The organism is Sphaerisporangium cinnabarinum (assembly GCF_055567015.1).
Genome location: NZ_JBVHRG010000002.1, coordinates 59,975 through 81,291, shown reverse-complemented (window position 1 = coordinate 81,291; position 21,317 = coordinate 59,975). Strand labels below are relative to the sequence as shown.

General features: G+C 74.2%; 19 protein-coding genes and 1 tRNA gene. 12 read left to right on the top strand and 8 right to left on the bottom strand.

What is annotated here, in order from left to right; translation table 11 throughout:
• Window positions 1-224: 224 nt before the first annotated feature.
• The gene (locus tag ACZ4MO_RS03365) at window positions 225-3,965 is read left to right on the top strand and encodes a metallophosphoesterase (protein ID WP_175008079.1); all 3,741 of its coding nucleotides are present in this window, start codon (window positions 225-227) and stop codon (window positions 3,963-3,965) included.
• 133 nt (window positions 3,966-4,098) lie between these two features.
• On the opposite strand, the gene ACZ4MO_RS03360 is transcribed toward ACZ4MO_RS03365, so the two are convergent.
• Window positions 4,099-4,860 carry an SDR family NAD(P)-dependent oxidoreductase gene (locus tag ACZ4MO_RS03360; RefSeq protein ID WP_175008080.1) on the bottom strand — a complete coding sequence of 254 codons (762 nt, stop codon included), beginning with the start codon at window positions 4,858-4,860 and terminating at the stop codon, window positions 4,099-4,101.
• A gap of 293 nt (window positions 4,861-5,153) precedes the next feature.
• On the opposite strand from ACZ4MO_RS03360, the gene ACZ4MO_RS03355 reads away from it, so the two are divergent.
• From ACZ4MO_RS03355 to ACZ4MO_RS03325, 7 genes are all read left to right on the top strand, one after another.
• Window positions 5,154-6,473, top strand: a complete 1,320-nt coding sequence (locus tag ACZ4MO_RS03355; RefSeq protein ID WP_175008081.1) for a TrpB-like pyridoxal phosphate-dependent enzyme — start codon at window positions 5,154-5,156, stop codon at window positions 6,471-6,473.
• A 57-nt stretch (window positions 6,474-6,530) separates the two neighbouring features.
• A complete protein-coding gene (trmB, locus tag ACZ4MO_RS03350; RefSeq protein WP_499278600.1) occupies window positions 6,531-7,346 on the top strand; it encodes a tRNA (guanosine(46)-N7)-methyltransferase TrmB in 816 nt (271 codons plus the stop codon).
• 184 nt (window positions 7,347-7,530) lie between these two features.
• The gene (locus ACZ4MO_RS03345; RefSeq protein WP_021482757.1) at window positions 7,531-7,881 is read left to right on the top strand and encodes a DUF485 domain-containing protein; all 351 of its coding nucleotides are present in this window, start codon (window positions 7,531-7,533) and stop codon (window positions 7,879-7,881) included.
• Window positions 7,878-9,524 (top strand): monocarboxylic acid transporter, encoded by a 1,647-nt coding sequence (locus tag ACZ4MO_RS03340; RefSeq protein ID WP_175008082.1) that lies wholly within the window; start codon window positions 7,878-7,880, stop codon window positions 9,522-9,524. The genes ACZ4MO_RS03345 and ACZ4MO_RS03340 overlap by 4 nt, the downstream gene beginning before the upstream one ends.
• 111 nt (window positions 9,525-9,635) lie before the next feature.
• A complete protein-coding gene (locus ACZ4MO_RS03335; protein ID WP_175008083.1) occupies window positions 9,636-10,202 on the top strand; it encodes an AAA family ATPase in 567 nt (188 codons plus the stop codon).
• A 55-nt stretch (window positions 10,203-10,257) separates the two neighbouring features.
• Window positions 10,258-11,817, top strand: a complete 1,560-nt coding sequence (locus tag ACZ4MO_RS03330; protein ID WP_175008084.1) for an FAD-dependent oxidoreductase — start codon at window positions 10,258-10,260, stop codon at window positions 11,815-11,817.
• 59 nt (window positions 11,818-11,876) lie between these two features.
• Window positions 11,877-12,803: a DcsG N-terminal domain-containing protein gene (locus ACZ4MO_RS03325; RefSeq protein ID WP_175008085.1), complete on the top strand. Its 927-nt coding sequence runs from the start codon at window positions 11,877-11,879 to the stop codon at window positions 12,801-12,803.
• A gap of 141 nt (window positions 12,804-12,944) precedes the next feature.
• Here ACZ4MO_RS03325 and ACZ4MO_RS03320 read toward each other — a convergent pair whose 3' ends face one another.
• From ACZ4MO_RS03320 to ACZ4MO_RS03305, 4 genes are all read right to left on the bottom strand, one after another.
• Window positions 12,945-13,868 (bottom strand): glycine betaine ABC transporter substrate-binding protein, encoded by a 924-nt coding sequence (locus tag ACZ4MO_RS03320; protein WP_175008086.1) that lies wholly within the window; start codon window positions 13,866-13,868, stop codon window positions 12,945-12,947.
• Between the two features lie 78 nt (window positions 13,869-13,946).
• Entirely contained in the window at window positions 13,947-14,678 is a 732-nt protein-coding gene (locus tag ACZ4MO_RS03315; protein ID WP_175008087.1) for an ABC transporter permease subunit, read from the bottom strand.
• Window positions 14,675-15,316: an ABC transporter permease gene (locus tag ACZ4MO_RS03310; protein ID WP_175008088.1), complete on the bottom strand. Its 642-nt coding sequence runs from the start codon at window positions 15,314-15,316 to the stop codon at window positions 14,675-14,677. Before ACZ4MO_RS03310 ends, ACZ4MO_RS03315 begins: the two co-directional genes overlap by 4 nt.
• Window positions 15,313-16,146, bottom strand: a complete 834-nt coding sequence (locus tag ACZ4MO_RS03305; RefSeq protein WP_175008089.1) for an ATP-binding cassette domain-containing protein — start codon at window positions 16,144-16,146, stop codon at window positions 15,313-15,315. The genes ACZ4MO_RS03310 and ACZ4MO_RS03305 overlap by 4 nt, the downstream gene beginning before the upstream one ends.
• 226 nt (window positions 16,147-16,372) lie before the next feature.
• Between ACZ4MO_RS03305 and ACZ4MO_RS03300 the strand changes: the two genes are divergently transcribed.
• Entirely contained in the window at window positions 16,373-17,014 is a 642-nt protein-coding gene (locus ACZ4MO_RS03300) for a LysE family translocator (protein ID WP_255437030.1), read from the top strand.
• Between the two features lie 87 nt (window positions 17,015-17,101).
• On the opposite strand, the gene ACZ4MO_RS03295 is transcribed toward ACZ4MO_RS03300, so the two are convergent.
• The 3 genes from ACZ4MO_RS03295 to ACZ4MO_RS03285 form a co-directional block, all read right to left on the bottom strand.
• A tRNA-His gene (locus ACZ4MO_RS03295) sits at window positions 17,102-17,177 on the bottom strand.
• A 92-nt stretch (window positions 17,178-17,269) separates the two neighbouring features.
• Window positions 17,270-17,983, bottom strand: a complete 714-nt coding sequence (orn, locus tag ACZ4MO_RS03290; protein WP_175008090.1) for an oligoribonuclease — start codon at window positions 17,981-17,983, stop codon at window positions 17,270-17,272.
• Between the two features lie 184 nt (window positions 17,984-18,167).
• Complete coding sequence (locus tag ACZ4MO_RS03285) at window positions 18,168-18,308, bottom strand: hypothetical protein (protein ID WP_157446647.1); 141 nt, start codon at window positions 18,306-18,308, stop codon at window positions 18,168-18,170.
• Between the two features lie 226 nt (window positions 18,309-18,534).
• Here ACZ4MO_RS03285 and ACZ4MO_RS03280 point away from each other — a divergent pair, with 226 nt between their 5' ends.
• From ACZ4MO_RS03280 to ACZ4MO_RS03270, 3 genes are read left to right on the top strand one after another with little or no spacing between them, the layout of a single operon-like run.
• Window positions 18,535-19,260 carry a phosphatase PAP2 family protein gene (locus ACZ4MO_RS03280; RefSeq protein WP_175008091.1) on the top strand — a complete coding sequence of 242 codons (726 nt, stop codon included), beginning with the start codon at window positions 18,535-18,537 and terminating at the stop codon, window positions 19,258-19,260.
• Between the two features lie 47 nt (window positions 19,261-19,307).
• Window positions 19,308-19,931, top strand: a complete 624-nt coding sequence (locus ACZ4MO_RS03275) for a helix-turn-helix domain-containing protein (RefSeq protein WP_175008092.1) — start codon at window positions 19,308-19,310, stop codon at window positions 19,929-19,931.
• Window positions 19,928-21,235 carry an MFS transporter gene (locus ACZ4MO_RS03270; protein WP_186810354.1) on the top strand — a complete coding sequence of 436 codons (1,308 nt, stop codon included), beginning with the start codon at window positions 19,928-19,930 and terminating at the stop codon, window positions 21,233-21,235. The genes ACZ4MO_RS03275 and ACZ4MO_RS03270 overlap by 4 nt, the downstream gene beginning before the upstream one ends.
• Window positions 21,236-21,317: the final 82 nt, after the last annotated feature.

The following is a 21,317-nucleotide window of genomic DNA, read 5'->3' as shown; positions in this document are numbered from 1 at the left end:
GACCTCGTGTTCACCCCCGCCGGGAAGGGTCCGGTGCGGGCGTCGTCGCCGCTCGGCAGCGTCGCCCGTCGACCCGTTCGCCACGGAAGGGAACCACGATGGACACGTCCGTGCCCACGCACAGGACTTCGAGACGCGCCGAGAAACGCGCCGAGAGACGCGCCGAGAGACGGACCGACGGCGGGGCGCGGCGCCGCGCCGCGGTCGCCGGGGCGCTCGGCACGGTGCTCGTCGCCGGCCTGCTCGCGCCCGGCGCCGCCGCCGCGACCGCGCCGGGAGCCTCCCCGACCCTCGACCGGACGACCGCCCGGACCACCGGGGCCGCCCCGGAGACGCGGCCCGTGCTGAGCCCGACGACCGGCACGTTCCTCGACGGCACGGTGCGCGTCGCGGCCGACCCCGTCCGCGCGGGCGACGCCGTCACGGCGCTCGCGGTCGACGGCACCGCCCTCGACGCGTCCGTGACGCCCGCGACCGCGCGCCTGCTGTTCGACGTCGGCAGCAACTCGATCGAGAAGCGGTACGGCAGCCACGTGCTCGTCAACGGCGAGCGCCTCGAGCTCGACCGGGACATGGTGTCCGAGCGCGTCGCGCTCGACGTCCCCGCGCAGTGGCTCGTGCCGGGCGAGAACCGGGTGCGGTTCGTCGTCGGCGCGGTCACGACGTCGTGCGGGACGAACTACGACGACTACGACCTCACCGACGTGTCCCTCGAGCTCCTGGGCGAGACGGCCGACGGCTCCGCCAACAGCTTCTCCTACGCGTTCGGCGACGGCTCGTGCGGCACGAACACGTCGCGCGTGCTCTCGGCGGACCTCACGTTCGACCTCGACCAGGACCCGGCCGCCACGACCGGCCTCGCCGCGGAGCTCGACACGACGACGCTCGAGAACGGCGCCCACACGCTCACCGCGACGACCGCGTCGGGCGCGAGCGCGTCGAGCGCGGTCACCGTGAACAACGGTGCCGCGGGGGCGCCCGTCATCCTCCCTGCGGACGGCGCGCTGCTGCACGGCCCGCAGACCGTGCTCGCCACGCCGCCCGCCGGGGGCGAGTCGCCCGTCGGCATCGAGCTGGACGGCGCCCCGCTGACGACCGTCGCGACGCTCGGCACGGGCTCGTCCCGGTTCGTCTTCACCGTGGGCTCGAACTCGATCGAGGCCCGCTACACGAACCACCTGCTCGTCAACGGGCAGCGGATCGACCTCGTGGACCGCGACTACGTGAGCGAGACGGTGCGGATCGACGTCCCGAACGCCTTCCTGTCGCCGGGCCGCAACGTGGTGCGCTTCGTCACGGGCACCTACCCGACGGCGTGCGGCGACAACCGCGACGACTTCGCGATCTCCGGGATCGCGCTCGACGTGACCGACGGCACGGCGACCGGCGTGGGCATCGCGCCGTCGTACTCGATGGGTGACGGCGACTGCGGGACGAGCACGACGAAGCCGCGCGAGGTCGACCTCGCGTTCGACGTGGTCCGCGACGCCGACGCGCCCGCGACGGGCCTGCGGGCCGACGTCGACACGACGACGCTCGCCGACGGCGAGCACGCGATCACGTCGGCGACCGCCGCGGGTGCGGCCGCGCGCCGGACGGTGACCACCGACAACACCGGTCCCGCGATCGTGTCCAGCACCCCGGCCGCGGGCGCGGAGCTCGCGAGCGCGACGAGCCTCGCGGTCGACCTCGCGGACGCCTCCGGTGTCCTGACCGGCCCCGACGTCACGCTCGACGGCGAGACGCTCGAGCTCGGCGCGCCCGTCGGGCCGGGTCTCGCCCCGGGCGCGCACACGCTCGTCGTCACCGCGTCGGACGTGCTCGGCAACGCGAGCACGCACGAGATCGCGTTCACGAGCCTCGGCGTGCCGGACGTGCCGACCGACCTGGCCCCGGCGCACGGCACGCGCGACGTCGCGGGGAGCGTCGACCTGTCGGCTCGTGTCGCGGCGCCCGGCGGCGGCGACGTCACCGCGACGTTCTCCCGCGCCGACGTCACCGCCCCCGCGCTGGTCGCCCAGGGCGAGTCGGCCGAGATCCCGACGACGCTCCCGGTCGAGGGCGAGCAGCCCGCCGCGGCGGACGCGCTCGCCCCGGGCGACGAGCTGACGCTCGACTCCCCGCAGAGCCGCGACGTCACCTACCAGCGCTTCGAGCTGCCCGCCACGGGCACGACCGTCGGCCAGGTCGTGCGCTGGGAGGGCGTCGTCGACCCGCAGCGGCTCGCGACGCTGCACGTGTGGGACGGGCAGCGGTGGGAGCCGCTCGCGTCCGCACGCGGTGCGGTCGAGGGCACGACGTCGCTGAGCACGGTGCTCGGCGAGGGTGCTGCGACCGACGGCACCGTGCACGTGCTCGTGACGGGCACCGACCCCTTCGCGGACGACATCGCGGCAGGCGGGTCGCGGGACGAGACCGACTTCGCGCCGCGCGACGACTACGACTTCTCGCTCGTCCACTTCACCGACACGCAGTACCTCACCGAGGGCGCGGTCGAGCAGGAGACGGCCGAGGAGCGAGCCGTCTGGGGCAAGGCCTACACCGACCTCACGCAGTGGGTCGTGGACAACGCCGAGGCGCGCGGGATCGCGTACGTGGGGCACACGGGCGACGTGAACGAGAACTACACGCGCCTGCCGGCCGACGACGCGATGGCCGCCCAGATCCGGGGCGAGTTCGAGTTCTCCTCGTCCGCGCAGGAGATCCTCGACGACGCGAACATCCCCAACGGGGTCCTCGCCGGCAACCACGACAACCTCACGGGCCAGGACAACGGGCCGGGGGCGCTGTTCAACGAGTTCTACGGCCCCGAGCGCTACGAGGCCCTGTCCGCAGGGTGGGAGAACGCGTCCTACGGCGGCCCGTGGCGCGAGGGCGACAACCAGAACCACTACGACCTGTTCAGCGCGGGCGGGCTCGACTTCGTCGCCGTGTACCTGTCGTACGGGGTGACGGACGAGGAGGCCGCGTGGGCGGACGGCGTCCTCAAGCAGTTCCCCGACCGCAACGCGGTCGTCCTCACGCACGACTACCTCGTGCCGAGCTCGAACCCCGACGGTCGTGACTCCGAGATCTCGACGCCCGACGGCCGCCTCGTGCACGCCAAGGTCGTCGAGCCCAACCCGAACGTGTTCCTCGTCCTCGCGGGGCACCGGCACGGCGTGGGCATCAACGTGCGCCAGGACGTCGGGACGCCGGGCAACGGCGTCGTCGAGCTGCTCGCGGACTACCAGTTCTACGAGGTCACGGCCGAGGAGGCGGGGCTCACCGAGATCGGCGGGTACACGCCGGAGGAGGGGCTGCGGCTCGGCGCGAGCTTCCTGCGCCTGCTCCAGTTCGACGTCGACCGCTCCGAGATGATCGTCGACACCTACTCGCCGTGGCTCGAGAACTTCGGCGCCACCGAGTACGACGACGAGCACCGCTACGACGGTCGCGAGGACGACTTCACCGTCCCCGTCGACCTCACGTCGCGCGTCACGAGCCTGGCGACCGACGCCGTGTCGCTCTACGCCCCGGGCGAGGAGATCGGCCGGGCGACCGTGCCGTCGGGCGAGGTCGCGACCGTCACGTGGGACGGGCTCGAGCCGGGTGCCGTGCACGCGTGGACGGTCACGGCCACCAGCGCGGGCGGCGGCACCGCCGTGTCGCCGGTGAGCACGTTCACCACCGCGCCCGCCGAGGACGGCCTCGTCGTCGAGACGACGGCGCGCACGCAGTGCCTCGCCGGCACGGCGTACGTCGCGGTCCGGGCCCGCAACGCGGACACCGTCCCGATGGACGTCACGCTCAGCACGCCGTTCGGCGAGCGCACCGTCACCGGCGTCCGGCCCGGCGCGTCGGCGTACCAGGCGTTCTCCGTCCGGGCGTCCGACGTCGCGGCGGGCGCCGCGCACGTCGGCGCGAGCGGGGACGGCCGGTCGTTCGCGGCCGACGTCGCGCACGACGCGCTCGCGTGCGGCTGACACGGCGCTGACGCGCTGCGACGCGCTGCCGACGCGCCGCTGACGCGGTGCCGACGGCACGAGGGCGGCCCCCGGACCGGACGGTCCGGGGGCCGCTCCGTCGCTCGCCCGGTCTGCCGGGGGAGCGGGACGGTCAGACGGCGGCCCACCCGCCGTCGCTGTGCAGGACGGCGCCCGAGACGTTGGCCGAGTCGTCCGACAGGAGCCACGTGATCGCCGCGGCCAGCTCGTCGGCGCTCGCGGCCGGCGGGACCGTCGTCGCCATGACCGGTCCGAGCCGCTCGCCCGCGTACTGCGAGCGGAACGGCGCCTCGATGCTCGTCGCGACGGCTCCGGGGGCCACGACGTTCGCCCGCACGCCGCGGGGCGTGTAGAAGAACGCGGTGCTCTTCGTGAAGCCGACGACCGCGTGCTTCGACGTCGCGTACGCGGTGCCCGACGCCGACGCGCGCGAGCCCGCCTCCGACCCGACGTTGACGATCGAGCCCTTCCCCGCCTCGAGCATGAGGGGCAGGACCGCGCGCGTGAGGCGCATGACCGCGGTGACGTTGACGGTCATGACGAGGTCCCACGTCGCGTCGTCGACCTCGGCGCTCGGCAGGAAGCCGTCCATGATGCCGGCGACGTTGGCGAGGGCGTCGACCCGGCCGCCCGCGGCGGCGACCACCGCGTCGATCGTGGTCTGGGCGCTCACGTCGCCCGCGACGGTCACGAGCGCGTCTGTGCCGACGTCGGCGACGAGCTTGTCGAGGCGGTCCTCCCGGACGTCGGTGGCGACGACGCGTGCGCCCTCCGCGAGCAGCCGCTCGACCGTCGCGCGGCCGATGCCGGCGCCCGCGCCGGTGACGATCGCCGTGCGGCCCTCGAACCTGCCCGGGACGTGGTTGCTGACCATGACGGCTCCCTTCCGTCCGCGCCGGCCTGCCGTCGTCCGGCGTCTGCTCCCATCCCAGCTCGCGCGCACCCGCGCGCGCGAGAGCCGATCGTCCTCGCCCGGGCGCCGGTGGTCCCGAGCGGGCGCGCGGGGGTAGGGTCGGCCTCGTGACGCACCCGTCCGTGACCACCTGGTGGCCGGCCGCCTGACGGCCGGTGACCTCATCCGGCCGTGCCCCGACGACGTGGGCGGCCTCGGTGAACCCGGTGCGCGCGTCGTCGGCCCAGCGGCCGTCCCCTGAGCTGGAGCCGAGCATGACGACACAGCAGACCCCGCCGACGGCCCTGCCCGTCCGGTCCCTCGAGCCGACGGGCGCCGAGGTGCCCTCGACCGTCCCGACGCACTGGTACAACCTCGCGGCCGACCTCCCCGAGCCGGTGCCCCCGCACCTGCACCCGGGCACGCGCGAGCCGCTCACTCCCGACGACCTCGCGCCGCTCTTCCCGCTCGCGCTCGTGCAGCAGGAGGTGACGACGGAGCGCTACGTCGAGATCCCGCAGACGATCCGCGAGATCTACGCGCTGTGGCGGCCGTCCCCGCTCGTGCGCGCGCGGCGCCTCGAGCGTGCCCTGGGTACCCCGGCCCGGATCTACTACAAGTACGAGGGCGTGAGCCCGGTCGGCTCGCACAAGCCGAACACCGCCGTCGCGCAGGCGTACTACAACGCGCTCGAGGGCACGACGAGGCTGACGACCGAGACGGGCGCGGGCCAGTGGGGCGCCTCGCTGTCGTTCGCGGGCGCGCTGCTCGGGCTCGACGTCGAGGTGTGGCAGGTGCGCGCGTCGTACGACTCCAAGCCGTACCGGCGCGCGCAGATGGAGGTGTACGGCGGGATCTGCCACCCGTCGCCGTCGGACCTCACGGAGGCCGGGCGAGCGATGCTCGCCGCGGACCCGGGGACGACCGGCTCGCTCGGCATGGCGATCAGCGAGGCCGTCGAGACGGCCGCGAAGGACCCCGCGGCGCACTACGCGCTGGGCAGCGTGCTCAACCACGTCATGCTGCACCAGAGCGTCATCGGCCAGGAGGCCCTCGTCCAGCTCGACGAGGCCGGCGAGGGCGCGCCGGACGTGGTGTTCGGCTGCGCGGGCGGCGGGTCGAACCTCGCGGGCCTGACGTTCCCGTTCCTGGGCCGCAACCTGCGCGAGGGCACGACCACGCGGCTCGTCGCGTGCGAGCCGGCCGCGTGCCCGTCGCTCACGCAGGGCGAGTACCGCTACGACTTCGGCGACGTCGCGGGCCTCACGCCGCTGCTCAAGATGCACACGCTCGGCAAGGACTTCGTCCCGCCCGCGATCCACGCGGGCGGCCTGCGGTACCACGGCATGTCGCCGATGGTGTCGCACGCGGTCCACCTCGGGCTCATGGACGCCGTCGCCGTCGAGCAGGACGAGGCGTTCACGGCAGGGACGCGGTTCGCGCGCAGCGAGGGCATCATCCCCGCCCCCGAGTCGACGCACGCCGTGGCGGCGGCCATCGCGCACGCGCGCGCGGCGACGGAGCCCGAGGTGATCGTCCTCGGGCTGTCGGGCAACGGCGTGCTCGACCTGCCCGCGTACGCGGCGTACGTGTGACGAGCCGGGCGCCTCGCGCGGCACGACCCCCGCGCGAGGCGCCCGTACCCTGGTGCGGTGCCCGAACCGACCCCCGACACCCTCGACGAGCCCGTGACCGGCGCCCCCTCCGTGACCCCGGGGACCGGCGACGCCCGCCCGCGCTACCGCACCCAGCCCGTGTCGTTCGTGCGGCGCAGCGGCCGCCTCGCGCCGCGCCAGCAGCGCGCGTGGGACGCGTACCGCGACCGCTACGTCGTGGACGTGCCGCGCGACGTCGCGCGGACGTCGGTGGACCCGGACCACGTGCTCGACGTCGCAGCCACCTTCGGGCGCGACGCGCGCCTCGTCGTCGAGATCGGGTCGGGCCAGGGCGAGGCCGTCGTCGCCGCCGCCGAGCGGGAGCCGGGCACGAGCTTCCTCGCCGTCGAGGTGTACGCGCCCGGGCTGGCGCAGACCGTGCTGCGCGCGTCGCAGCGCGACCTGACGAACGTGCGGCTCGTCCAGGCGAACGCGGCCGAGGTCCTCGCCACCACGCTGCCCGCGGGGAGCGTCGACGAGCTCTGGGTGTTCTTCCCCGACCCCTGGCACAAGTCCCGCCACCACAAGCGCCGTCTCGTGACGCCGTCGTTCGCGGCGCTCGCCGAGCGCGTGCTGCGCGCGCCGGGGGAGGGCGACGACGGCCGCCCCGGCGGGACGCTGCGGCTCGCGACCGACTGGGCCGAGTACGCGGACCAGATGCTCGAGGTCCTGGACGCCGCGCCGGGGCTGCGCAACGCGCACGGGCCGGGGAACGTCGCGCCGCGCTTCGAGGGCCGGGTGCTCACCGGGTTCGAGCGCAAGGGCGAGGCCGCGGGGCGCGTCATCACGGACCTGGAGTACGTGCGCGTCTGACGCTCGGCACGGCCTCGCGACCGGCCGCGCGCGGTCCTTGCGGACAACAGTGATCTACGGCACATTGTGCCGGGGGTGGAAGGTCGCCCCGGGCACGCAGTGTCGCGTGCGGTCGCGTCGACAGGCGACCGTCCGCGGGGTGCGGGCTCTCTGTCTGTCCACGGAATGAGCCAACGGAGGCGTCATGACCGACGTGACGGCCGCCCCCGGACCGGGGCCCGCCGAAGAGACCGACTACCAGCGGGTGCAACGCTCGCCCGAGTTCCAGGACCTGCGCCGACGCTTCCGGAACTTCGTGTTCCCGATGACCGCGCTCTTCCTCGTGTGGTACTTCGTCTACGTGCTGCTGGCGAACTACGCGCACGACCTCATGAGCGTCCGGGTGTGGGGGAACGTCACGGTCGGGCTCCTCCTCGGGCTCGGCCAGTTCGTGTCCACGTTCGCGATCACGATGATCTACGCGCGCTGGGCCAACAAGCGCTTCGACGCCCAGGCGGACGAGCTCCGCCGGGAGATCGAGGAGGACGAGCTGTGAGCGCGCACCTCCTGGCCGCCGAGGCCACGGACGTCGGGAACCCCGTCGTCAACGTCGCGATCTTCGCCGTCTTCGTCGCCGTGACGCTCGTCATCGTGCTGCGCGCGTCCCGGCAGAACAAGTCCGCCGCGGACTACTACGCGGGCGGACGGTCGTTCACCGGGCCGCAGAACGGGACCGCCATCGCGGGCGACTACCTGTCCGCCGCGAGCTTCCTCGGGATCTGCGGCGCCATCGCGATCAACGGCTACGACGGGTTCCTCTACTCGATCGGCTTCCTCGTCGCGTGGCTCGTCGCGCTGCTGCTCGTCGCCGAGCTCCTGCGCAACACGGGCAAGTTCACGATGGCCGACGTGCTGTCCTTCCGGCTCAAGCAGCGGCCCGTCCGCATGGCGGCCGCCCTCGCGACCCTCGCCGTCGTGTTCTTCTACCTGCTCGCGCAGATGGCCGGGGCCGGCGGCCTCGTGGCGCTGCTGCTCGGCGTCGACACCACGGCTGGCCAGAGCGTCGTCGTCGCCGTCGTCGGCGCGCTGATGATCCTCTACGTGCTGGTCGGTGGCATGAAGGGCACCACCTGGGTCCAGATCATCAAGGCCGTGCTGCTCATCGCGGGCGCCGCCGTGATGACGGTGTGGGTCCTCGCGAAGTTCGGCTTCAACCTGTCCGACCTGCTTCAGGGCGCGATCGACAAGGCAGGCCCGGGCGGCGAGGCGCTCATCGAGCCCGGCAAGCAGTACGGCGCCACCGGCACCACGAAGCTCGACTTCCTCTCGCTGGCCCTCGCGCTCGTGCTCGGCACCGCCGGCCTGCCGCACGTCCTCATGCGCTTCTACACCGTGCCCTCCGCCAAGGAGGCCCGGCGCTCGGTGGTGTGGGCGATCTGGCTCATCGGCATCTTCTACCTCTTCACCCTCGTGCTCGGGTACGGGGCGGGCGCGCTCGTGGGGCCGGAGACGATCAGCGCCGCGCCAGGAGGCGTGAACTCCGCGGCACCCCTGCTCGCGTTCGCGCTCGGCGGCGAGATCCTCCTCGGCTTCATCTCCGCCGTCGCGTTCGCGACCATCCTCGCCGTCGTCGCCGGGCTCACGATCACCGCGGCGGCGAGCTTCGCGCACGACATCTACGCGAACGTCATCAAGCGCGGCGAGGTCAAGCCCGACGGCGAGGTCAAGGTCGCGCGCATCACCGTCGTCGTCATCGGGATCCTCGCGATCCTCGGCGGCATCTTCGCGCAGGGGCAGAACGTCGCGTTCCTCGTGGCGCTCGCGTTCGCCGTCGCGGCGAGCGCGAACCTCCCGACCATCCTCTACTCGCTGTTCTGGAAGCGGTTCAACACCGCGGGCGCGCTGTGGAGCATGTACGGCGGCCTGATCTCGTGCGTCGTGCTCATCGCGTTCTCGCCCGTCGTGTCGGGCAAGGTCGACCCGGTGACGGGCGCCAGCCTGTCGATGATCAAGAACACGGACGTCGACTTCGCGATCTTCCCCCTGAGCAACCCCGGCATCGTGTCGATCCCGCTGGCGTTCCTCCTCGGGATCGTCGGGACGCTCCTCAGCAGGGAGAAGCCGCACCCCGAGAAGTTCGCCGAGATGGAGGTGCGCTCGCTCACCGGGGCAGGCGCCGAGAAGGCGACGGTGCACTGACCAGCCAGACGGCAACCCCTCGCATGCAGGACGCCCTCGGCCCCGGGCCGGGGGCGTCCGCGCGCGGCAAAGCCCTCGCGCGGTGGGCCGGCCGCGTCGTACGGTCCCGCCATGCCCTCCGCGACCCCAGCCCCCGCCGCCTCCCGCGGCGTGGCGCCCGCGCCGGTCCTCGTCGTCACCGGCGCGATGGCCTCGGGGAAGTCCACCGTCGCCGACGCGCTCGCCCGGACGTTCGCGCTCGCGGCGCACGTGCGCGGCGACCAGTTCCGGCGGTTCGTGGTCAGCGGCCAGGCGGAGATGGCGCCATCCCTGACCGCCGAGGCACGGGCCCAGCTCGACCTGCGGCAGGCGCTCGCGGCGCAGGCGGCCGACACCTACGCCGCCGCGGGCGTCACGGTCGTCGTCCAGGACATCCTGCTCGGCCCCGACCTCGCGCGGTTCACGGCGCGCGTGCGCACCCGGCCGTGCTTCGCCGTCGTGCTGACGCCGGACGCCGCGACCCTCGCCGCGCGCGACGCCGGCCGCCACAAGCAGGCGTACGGAGCCTGGACCCCGGAGGAGTTCGCCGCCGCCGCCCGCGCGACCCCCGGCGGGCTGCACGTCGACACGACCGGGTGGACGGTCGCGCGGACCGTCCGGCACGTCCTCGACCACCTCGACGAGGCACGGGTCGCCTGACCCGCCCGGCGGCACCGCCGGGCGCCGACGGGACCCTCGCGCGAGGATGGGGTCCATGACGTCCGAGGCGCAGCACCCGACCACTCCTGACGAGACCTACGACGTGATCGTGATCGGCGGCGGGCCCGTCGGCGAGAACGCCGCCGACCGCGCGTCGCGCACCGGCCTGAGCGTGGCGCTCGTCGAGGCCGAGCTCGTGGGCGGCGAGTGCTCGTACTGGGCGTGCATGCCGTCCAAGACGCTCCTGCGCCCGGGGGCCGTGCGGGCCGAGGCGCGGGGCGTCCCGGGCGTCAGCGTCGGCGACGACCTCGACGTCGCCGCCGTCCTCGCGCGGCGCGACCAGATGGTCTCGGACTGGGACGACTCCGGCCAGGTCTCGTGGGTCGAGGGCGCGGGCCTCACGCTCGTGCGCGGGCTCGGGCGGATCGTCGGCCCGCGGCTCGTGGAGGTCGTCGCCGAGGAGCCCGACGCCGACCCGGACGACCTGCCGCGCGCCCGCCGGCTCGCCGCCCGCCACGCGGTGATCGTGGCGACCGGCAGCGTGCCGGTCCTGCCCGACGTCCCCGGGCTGGCGGACGCGAACCCGTGGACGAGCCGCGAGGCGACCGCGGTCGAGGACGTGCCCGAGTCGCTGGCGATCGTCGGCGGGGGAGTGGTCGCGACGGAGATGGCGGTCGCGTTCGCCGACCTCGGGGCGCGCGTGACCGTGCTCTCGCGGGGTGGCCTGCTCGGGCGCACCGAGCCCTGGGCCGGCGAGGCGGTCGCCGCGTCGCTGCGGGACCTGGGGGTCGACGTGCGGCTCGGCGTGTCGACGGAGGCCGTCGAGCCGCTGCCCGACGGCGGCGCGCGCCTCGTCCTCGCGGCGACCGGTCCCGCGGACGGCGGGGACGCGCCCGAGCTGGCGCCCGTCACGGCCGAGCGCGTGCTCGTCGCGACGGGCCGCGTGCCGCGCACCCAGGACCTCGGGGTCGACTCCGTCGGGCTCGCGCCCGGCCACGCGCTGGAGGTCGACGACACGATGCTCGTCCAAGGGCTCGGGTCGCAGGCCGGCACCGGGTGGCTGTACGCGGCGGGCGACGTCACCGGTCGCGTCGCGACCACCCACCAGGGCAAGTACCAGGGCCGCGTCGCGGGCGACGTCGTCGCCGCGCGCTTCGGCGACCCCGACGCCGAGGACGCCCCGACCGCGGGCGAGCGACCGCCCGCCGTCGGCGCCGACCCCGAGCCGTGGTCGCGGTTCGCCGCGACCGCGGACGCCGTCGCCTCGCCCCAGGTCGTGTTCACGCGGCCCGAGGTGGCGGCCGTCGGGCACACCGAGTCGTCCGCGCGCGACGCGGGCCTCGACGTGCGCGTCGTGCGCTACGACCTCGCGAACGTCGCGGGCTCCTCGGTGCGCTCCGCCGACTACGCGGGCAGCGCGCAGCTCGTGGTCGACGCCGCGCGCGAGGTCGTCGTCGGCGCCACGTTCGTGGGCCCCGACGCGGCGGAGATGCTGCACGCCGCGACGATCGCCGTCGTGGGGGAGGTCCCGCTGCGCAGGCTGTGGCACGCCGTGCCGTCGTACCCGACGGTGAGCGAGGTGTGGCTGCGGCTGCTCGAGGAGTACGGGCTGTAGGGACCGCCCGGCGCGGGCCCGGCGCCCGCGCCGCGGCCCGGTCGCCTAGGCTCGGGGACGTGACGACCGAGAACACCGCCCCGCGCGTCGCCCTCGCGACGTGCTCCGTCCTCCCGCAGCTCGACCCCGACGACGCGCCGCTCGTGCGGGCGCTCGACGCCCGGGGCGTCGCGGCGCAGCCCGCCGTCTGGGACGACCCCGACGTGGACTGGGCCGCGTTCGACGCCGTCGTCGTGCGCTCGACCTGGGACTACTCGGCCCGGCGCGACGAGTTCGTCGCGTGGGCGAGCCGGGTCCCCCGCATCCTCAACGCGGAGCAGGTGCTGCGCTGGAACACCGACAAGGGCTACCTGCGCGAGCTCGAGGGCGCGGGCATCCCCGTCATCCCGACGCTGTGGCTCGACCCGGCGCGCAACCTCTCCTCGCGCGCGATCCACACGCGCCTGCCCGCCCAGGGCGACTTCGTCATCAAGCCGGTCGTCAGCGCGGGCGCGAAGGACACGGGCCGGTACCAGGCGGGCGAGGCGCACTCGCGCGGGCTCGCCATCCAGCACGCCAAGAACCTGCTCGTCTCCGGGCGCGAGGTCATGGTGCAGCCCTACGTGACGAGCGTCGACACCGCGGGGGAGACGGGCCTCGTCTTCGTCGACGGCGAGTTCTCGCACGCCGTGCGCAAGAACGCGCTGCTCACCGGCCCGCACCGCCCGACGCGCGGCCTCTACCAGCAGGAGGAGATGAGCCCGTTCACCGAGTCCGACGAGCAGCTCGACGTCGCACGCCGCGCCCTCGCCGTGGCGGCCGACGCCGTCGGTGGCGGGGACCCGGCGAGCTTCCTCTACGCGCGCGTGGACGTCGTGACGGGCAACGACGACGGCGGCGTCGTCGTCATCGAGCTCGAGCTCACCGAGCCGTCGCTGTTCCTCGCGCTCGCCCCGGGCTCGCTCGACCGGTTCGCCGACGCGATCGCGGCTCGCGTCGCGCGCTGACCCGCGCCACCGGGCGGCCGAGCAGGACGACCCGCAGCGACGCGGCGATGCGTCCTCGGCGGTGCTGCTCCGGCCCCACGCACGACGACGGCGGCCCGTCCCGGAACCGGGACGGGCCGCCGTCGTGCGACGCGGGCCTGCTCAGGCGAGACCGTTCTCCGAGAGCCAGTCGGCGGCGATGTCCTCGGGCGAACGCTGGTCGACGGTGGACTTCACGTTGAGGGCGACGAGGCCCTCGGGCGTGAGTGCCTCGCTCACCGGGTTGATGACGTCCGCGATCTCGTCGGCGATGTCCGCGTTGACGAGCGGCACGACGTTCGAGGCGAGGAACAGGCCCTCCGGGTCCTCGAGCGTGACGAGCTTCTCCGTCTGGATGCGCGGGTCGGCGCTGAACACGTTCGCGATGTTCACCGTGCCGGCGACGAGGTCCTGGACGGTCGTGTCGCCCGTCGCGACGAACGACACGTCGACGCCGTACACGTCCTTGAGCCCCTGTGGGCCGTACGGGCGCTGCTCGAGCTCGGCGGGGCCGCCGAGCGTGAGCGGCACGTCGAGACCGGCGAGGTCGGACAGGCTGGTGAGGTCGTTCTCCGTCGCGAACGCCTCGGTGACGTTGTAGGAGTCCTGGTCGGTCGCGGTCGACTGGTCGAGGACCGTGAGGCCGTCGGGCAGCGCCTCCTGGAGCGCCGCGTACACGTCGTCGGGCGACGTCGCCGTGGTCTCCGGGTCGAAGAACTGCAGCAGATTGCCCGTGTACTCCGGGAAGACCTGCACCTCGCCGCTCTCGAGCGCGGGCATGTACGCGTCGCGCTGACCGATCGAGAAGTTGCGCTCGACCGTGAAGCCCTCGGCCTCGAGCGCCTGCGCGTAGATCTCCGCGATGATCTCGTTCGAGTAGTAGGCCTGCGAGCCGACGACGATCGTGTCGGACGAGGCGCTGCCGCCGCCGTCGGCGCTCGTGGTGTCCTCGGCGAGCGGGTCGGACCCGCCGCCGCAGGCGGTGAGGGCGAGGACGGCGGTCGCCGCGGTGGCGACGAGGGCGGCGGTGCGTCGGGTGGTGCGCATGTGTCTGCCTTTCTGAGGGCCGTCCCGGAGACCGGGAGGGATCGGTTCGGCGCGTGCGGCGGGGAGCGGCCGTCCGCGTCAGGCGGTGGTGGGTTCGGGGGCGCGGCGGCGCCGCCGGGACGGGGAGTCCTCCACGGACCGTCCCGCCGTGACGCCGCGCGGCACGACGACCCGTTGGAGGATCGCGAACAGCGCGTCGAGCACGACGGCCAGCACCACGATGACGAGGGCCGCACCGAGGATCTGGGAGAAGTCGCGGATCTGGATGCCCTGCACGATGTAGAAGCCGAGGCCCCAGTTGCCGACGTAGCCGGCGAGCGTGACGGTCGCGACGACCTGGAGCGTCGCGGACCGCAGCCCCCCGATGAGCAACGGGAGGCCGAGCGGGACCTCGGCCTGGAACAGCACCTGGCGACCGGTCATGCCGACGGACCGGGCGCCGTCGACCACGCGGCGTTCGACGGCCTCGATTCCGGCGTACGCCCCCGCGAGGATCGGCGGGATCGCGAGGAGCACGAACGCCGTGATCGAGGCCGCGATCTTGTGCGTCACCCCGAGCACGAGCACGAGCAGCAGGACGAGCCCGAACGAGGGCACCGCGCGCGCCGCGCCCGAGAGGGCGACGGCGACCTCCCGCCCATGCCCGGTGTGGCCGATGGCCCAGCCCGCGGGGACGGCGATCGCCGCGGCGATCAGCACCGCCACGAACGTGAAGGCGAGGTGGGTCCAGATCGCCTCGGGGAGGGGGAGCGCGCCCGTGAGCCGGTCGGGGGAGAAGATCCAGGCGACCGCGTCGGAGAAGACGTTCATGCGCGCACCTTCCGGGACCAGGGCATGACCGCTCGTCCGGCGAGCACGAGCAGCAGGTCGACGAGCAGGGCGATGACGACGACCGCGACGACGCCGGCCAGGATCTCGGGGACGATCTGTCGCTGGTAGCCGTTGGTGAAGAGGTAGCCGAGGTTGTCGATCCCGATGAGGATGCCGACCGTCGCGAGCGAGATCGTCGAGACGGCGGTGACGCGCAGCCCGGCGAGCACGACCGGGCCGGCGAGCGGGAGGTCGACCTGCCAGAAGCGCCGCCACGGCCCGTACCCGACGGCGAGAGCCGCCTGCCGGACGGTCGGGTCGACCGACGCCAGGGCGTCGGCGACGAACCGCGTCATGATCGCGACGGCGTAGATCGTCAGCGCGACCACCAGGTTGACCTCGGACAGGAAGCTGATGCCCAGGAGCGGTGGGAGCAGCGCGAAGAGCGCGAGCGACGGGATCGTGTAGAGCAGCCCGACGAGCGTGAGCACGAGCCCGCGCGTGAGGCGGAACCGGAACGCGAGCCAGCCCAGCGGGATCGACGCGGCGAAGCCCAGCACGATCGGCACGACGCACTGGCGCAGGTGCTCGACGGTCAGGCGGCCGATGAGGTCGAGGTTGTCCAGGACCCAGGTCATGCGCCGCCCTCGGGGGCGTCGCCGACGAGCACGCCCTGCGTCCGGCCGGCGCCGTCGACGAGGACCGTGCCGTGCGCCGTCCGCTTCGTGCGCAGCGCACGACGGCCGCGCTCGGCGCCGATGAAGCTCGCGACGAACTCGCTCGCGGGGTTCTCGAGGATCTCGCTCGGTGAACCGATCTGCGCGACGTGCGCCCCCTTCTCCAGGATCACGACCTGGTCGCCGAGCAGGAACGCCTCGTCGATGTCGTGCGTGACGAACACCACCGTCTTCTCGAGCTCGCGCTGCAGCCGGATGGTCTCGGTCTGGAGCTCGGCCCGCACGATCGGGTCCACCGCGCCGAACGGCTCGTCCATGAGCAGGATGTTCGGGTCCGCGGCGAGCGCCCGCGCCACCCCGACGCGCTGCTGCTGGCCCCCGGAGAGCTGGCTCGGGTAGCGGTCCGCGAGCGCCCGGTCGAGGCCGACGGTGTCGAGCAGCTCGAGGGCGCGCTCGCGCGCCTGTCGCCGGGGCGTGCCCTCGAGGCGCAGGACCGTCGTCACGTTGTCGACGACCTTGTAGTGGGGGAGCAGGCCGCCGTTCTGCAGGACGTACCCGATGCTGCGCCGCAGCTTCACCGGGTCGCGGTCGAGGACGGAGCTGCCGTCGATCTCGATCGTGCCCGACGTGGGCTCCACCATCCGGTTGATCATGCGCAGGAGCGTCGTCTTGCCGCTGCCGGACGACCCGACGAGCACCGTGGTGCGGTGCGGCGGGATGACGAGGTCGAAGTCGGCGACCGCCGCCGTGCCGTCGGGGTACGTCTTCGTGACCGATCGGAACTCGATCATGGGCGCTGCCTCCCGACAGTCGGTGAACGGCCTCCACCCAACCACGACCGCGGCTCGGCTCGTCGAGCGCGATGCCGCGCGTCCCCCAGACCGTACGACGAACCACCGACACGCCGCACCCGGACCGCGCGGGCCGCCCGGCCCCCTCGGTCCGCTCGTGGCGCGCGTCCGGTGGCGGGCGGGATGTGCCCGTGACGTGCGTCACGCCGAGGCCTATCGTGGCGCTGTGCCGCACCTCGACGCCCTCCTCGCCTTCGCGCTCGCCTCCCTCGTGCTCGTCGCGATCCCGGGCCCGAGCGTGCTCTTCGTCGTCGGCCGCTCGCTCGCGCTGGGTCACCGCGGCGGCGTGCTCAGCGTGCTCGGCAACGAGCTGGGCGCGCTCACGCTCGTCGTCGCCGTGGCGCTCGGGGTCGGGACGGTCGTCGCGACGTCGGTCGCGATCTTCACCGTCGTCAAGCTCGTCGGTGCGGCCTACCTCGTGTGGCTCGGCGCCCAGGCGATCCGCCACCGGCGCGACGGCGCCGTCACCGTCGACGCCGCTCCCGTCCGCGAGCCCTGGTGGCGCGTGGTGCGGCAGGGCTACGTCGTCGGGGTGAGCAACCCCAAGACGATCGTGTTCTTCGTGGCCGTGCTGCCGCAGTTCACCGACTTCCACGCCGGGCGCGTGCCGGCGCAGATGATCGTGCTCGGCCTCGTCTTCACCGTGATCGCCTTCGTGTGCGACAGCGTCTGGGCGCTGGCCGCGGGCGCGGCCCGCTCGTGGTTCGCGTCCTCGCCCCGGCGCCTCGGCACGGTGCGGGCCGCGGGCGGCGGGATGATGATCGGCCTCGGCGGCGTCCTCGCCGTCGCGTCGCACCGGGCGCCCTGAGCAAGCCCCGGAGCGCGCCGCCGGGGAGCGCGTCGGGCTCGGACGCGACGAGGGCCGGTCTCCGTCAGGAGACCGGCCCTCGTCGTCTGGGGTGAGTAACGGGACTTGAACCCGCGACCCCCTGGACCACAACCAGGTGCTCTACCAGCTGAGCTATACCCACCATGTGAGCCGTGCTCACGGACCGGCGCCTGGAGCACCGGCCGTCGAAAAGTGTACCCGGTCTGCGGGGTGCTCCCGGACGCCTTTCTCGCGTCAGGCCTCCGTGGACCCTGTGACGGTCGCCACGGTGGCGTCGTCGGCGGTCGTGGCGGCGCTCTCGCCGGGCTCGTGCGGCCGTGTGCGTCCCCGGGTCACGCTCGTCGCGACGACCTGCTCCGCGATCTTGCGGGCGGTCGCCGAGTCCGGGCCCGGCGCAGGGACGAAGACGGCGGCGCGGTAGTAGCGCAGCTCGTCGATGCTCTCGAGGATGTCGGCGAGCGCGCGGTGCCCGCCGTGCTTCTCGGGCGAGGAGAAGTACGCGCGCGGGTACCAGCGGCGGGAGAGCTCCTTGACGGAGGAGACGTCGACGATCCGGTAGTGCAGGTGGCTCATGAGGGCCGGCATGTCGCGGTCGAGGAACGCCTTGTCGGTCCCGACGGAGTTCCCGGCGAGGGGCGCCTTCCCGGGCTCCGGCACCCAGGTGCGGACGTAGTCCAGGACGCGCTGCTCGGCCTCGGCCAGCGTCAGGCCCTCGTCGAGCTCGTCGAGGAGACCGGAGGTCGTGTGCATCTGGCGCACGAAGTCGCCCATCTGCTCGAGCGCCTCGGCCGGCGGGCGGACCAGGACGTCGACGCCGTCACCGAGCACGTTGAGCTCGGAGTCGGTGACGACCGCGGCGACCTCGACGAGGGCGTCGGCGCCCAGGTCGAGCCCGGTCATCTCGCAGTCGATCCAGACGATGCGTTCGTTCGCGTTCACAGGGCTCACGCCCACAGCCTAGTCGCGCGGCGGGTGTCAACCCGGCCGCCGCGGTGCGAGCGGTCCGACGACGCCCGCACGACGAAGGCCCCGGCGGTCCGGTCCACGGAGGGTCCGGACGGCCGAGGCCTTCGACGTGCCGCGCTCTCGCCCGGCGGGGTGTGCCCCCGGCGTGCCGAGCGCTCGGTGCGCGTCATGCGGTGCGGCGCGACAGGCGGGCCTGCCGGGTGTGCGCCGGGACGCGGGTCGTGGTGCGGCGCAGCTGCGACCGGCGCAGGGTCTGCTCCTGCAGCTGCTCGCGACGGCTGAGGGCCGCCACGTCGTACGTGATCAAGGGATGCATGGTGCTGCTCTCGTGACGCTGGGTTCGTGGGTCTGGCCGGACCCTCCACCGCCCGGTACGGACCGGACGGACGCCACCGCGGTGTGTGCTCATACGACCACGACGGGCGCCGGCGGCGCACGGGTTTTTCGCGGGGGACCGTCCTGCCCTTCGCCGGGGTCTCGCCCGGGGCCCCCGCCGCCCTGCGTCGTCGGCCCGCGTTCCGTAGCCTCCGGGGATGGGAGCGACGACGAGCGGGTCGGAGGAGGGCACGTCGCCGCGGGCGGTGCTCGCGAGCGTGTGGCCGGGGCTGCTCCTGGTCCTGGTCGGCGTCCTGGGCTTCGCCGGCCTGCTGGACTCGGTCCGGGAGCGGGACGACCTCTGGAGCTTCGACGAGCCGCTGCTGGCCTGGATGGTGGCGCACCGCACCCCCGTCGCGACGGGGGTGCTGACGGTCGTGACGACCGTGTTCGGCCCGTTCGTGCTGCCCCTCCTCGTGGCGGTGGGGTGCGTCGTGTGGGCACGGCGCTCGGGGACCTGGTGGGAACCGGGTCTGCTGGCGGGGGCGATGGTGCTCGCGACGCTCGTCTCGAGCGTGCTCAAGGCGGTGATCGCCCGTCCGCGCCCGCCGGACGCCTCGATGGTCGTGGCCGGGGTCGAGCGGTCGTTCTCGTTCCCCTCGGGGCACACGATCGGCGCGGCGACCCTGGTGCTCGTCGGCGGCTACCTCGTGTGGCACCGCCACCGCGACGCTCGCGTGCTGACGGTCTGGGTCGTGGCGTCGGTGCTCGTCGTCGGGACCGTGGCGCTGAGCCGCCTCTACCTCGGCTACCACTTCCTCACCGACGTCCTCGCGGGCCTCGCGCTCGCCGTGGCGGTGCTCGGCGTCGTCGTCGTCGTGAGCCGGGTGCACGACCTCCGGGCGCGGGCGCGACCGGTCGAGGCGGGGCCTGAGGGCTCTTAGGAAAGAAGTCTTGCGCAAGATATCTTTCGTGACGTAGCGTCGTCCCCATGACGACCGCCGCCGACCACCCTGGGCAGGGCGCCTCCGCAAGCACGTCCCCGCCCGGACCGGTGGTCGCGAGCGACCCCGCGAGCATCCGCGCCCTCGCGCACCCCCTGCGTCTGCGGATCCTCACGCTGCTCGACGACGAGGGCGAGGTCACGGCCACGCGCTGTGCCGAGGCGACGGGCGAGTCCGTCGCGAGCTGCTCGTTCCACCTGCGCATGCTCGCGAAGTACGGCTACGTCGAGCCCGCCGAGCGGCGGGGCAAGGAGCGCCCCTGGCGGACGGTCGGGCGCGGGCGCCAGACCCGCTTCGACCCCGACGTGCCCGAGTCGCTGCCCGCGGCGAGCGCCGTGGCCGACCTCGTGCTCGGCCAGGAGGCGGCGCGCGTGCGGGCGTGGCTCGCCGGCGCCGCGGCGGAGGACCCGCGGTGGCTGCTCGCCTCGACGCTCAGCTCGTCGTCGTTCTACGCGACGCGCGAGGAGCTCGACGCGCTCGCGCGCGAGGTCGAGGCGCTCACCGACCGGTTCGCCGGGCGCTGGGACGACCCGTCGCTGCGCCCCGAGGGGGCCCGGCCAGCGCGGCTGTTCGCCGTCGTCAACGCCGACCCGCCCGCGGACCACCGGTGACCGCCCCGCCCGAGCCGGCGGCCGCGGCACCGACTGCGGACACCGCACCGACCGCACCGACCGCACCGACCGCAACGGTCGCGCCGCGGAGCGGGGCCACGACGCCGGGAGCGGACGCGCGGGCCGCGCTCCGCGGGCGACCCTTCCGCCTGCTCTCGGTCGCGTGGGGGTTCACCAACTTCGCCGACTCGGTGCTCGCGATCATCCTCGCCGTGTGGGTCAAGGACCTCACGGGCTCGAACGGCGCAGCCGGGCTCGTGTTCGCCGCGCTGGGCCTTCCCGCGCTCGCGTCGCCGTTCCTCGGCCAGCTCGCCGACCGGGTGTCCCGCCGCCGGATGCTCGTCGCGACGTACCTCGTCGGCGCGGTCGTCCTCCTCGCCCTCCTCCTCGTCCGCGGGCCGGGGCAGGTGTGGCTCGTGCTCCTCGTCACGGTCGTGTACTCGGGGGTCGGGTTCGCGACGTCCGCGGCGCAGTCCGGGCTCGTCCGCGACATGCTGCCCGACGACGCGCTCGCCGCCGCGAACGGCCGCCTCACGACGATCGACCAGGTGTTCCGGCTGCTCATGCCCGTCGTGGGCGCGGGTGCGTACTCCCTCGCGGGCGTGTGGCCGCTCGTCCTGACCGCGTCGGGTGCGTTCGTCGTCGCGGCCGGGGTGGTCGCGCGCGTGCGGGTGCGCGAGACCCCGCCCGCCGACGAGCGCGAGCCGTACCTCGCCGAGGTGACCGCGGGCTTCCGGCACCTCGCGCGGACCGCCCCGCTCGGCGTGCTCACGGTCGCGCTCGTCGTCGCGTTCGGCGCGGTGGGGCTGCTCAACGCCGTGAGCCTCGCGATCGTCGAGGACGGCCTCGGGCTCCCGGCCGCGCTCCTCGGGCCGGTGTCGTCCGTCCAGGCGATGACCGCGATCGTGGCCGGCCTCACCGCCGCCCGGCTCGTGGCCCGGTGGGGGGCGCAGCGCCTCGTCGCGCTGGGCCTGCTCGTGCTCGCGCTCGGCATCGTCCCCGCGACGGGCACGAGCGTGGTGGCGGTCGTCGTCGGGCTCGGCGGCGTCGGCCTCGGCGTCACGTGGGCGATCGTCGGGTTCGTCACCGAGCGCCAGCTCCGCACGCCGCCCGCGCTCCAGGGCCGGGTGGCCGCGGCGAGCACCATGCTGCTCAACGTGCCCCAGCTCCTGCTCACCGTGGTGGGGGCCGCGCTCGTCGGGGTCGTGGACTACCGGGTGCTGCTCGTCGTGACCGTGGCGGGCATCGCCGTCGCCGCGGCGCTCGCCCTGCGTGGCCGCCGCGCCGTCGCCGGCGCGCGCTAGCGGGACCGACCGGCGGCACAGCGGCGGGGCCGGGACAGCGGGCACGACAGCGGGGGGCACGACGGCGGGGCGCAGCACCGGG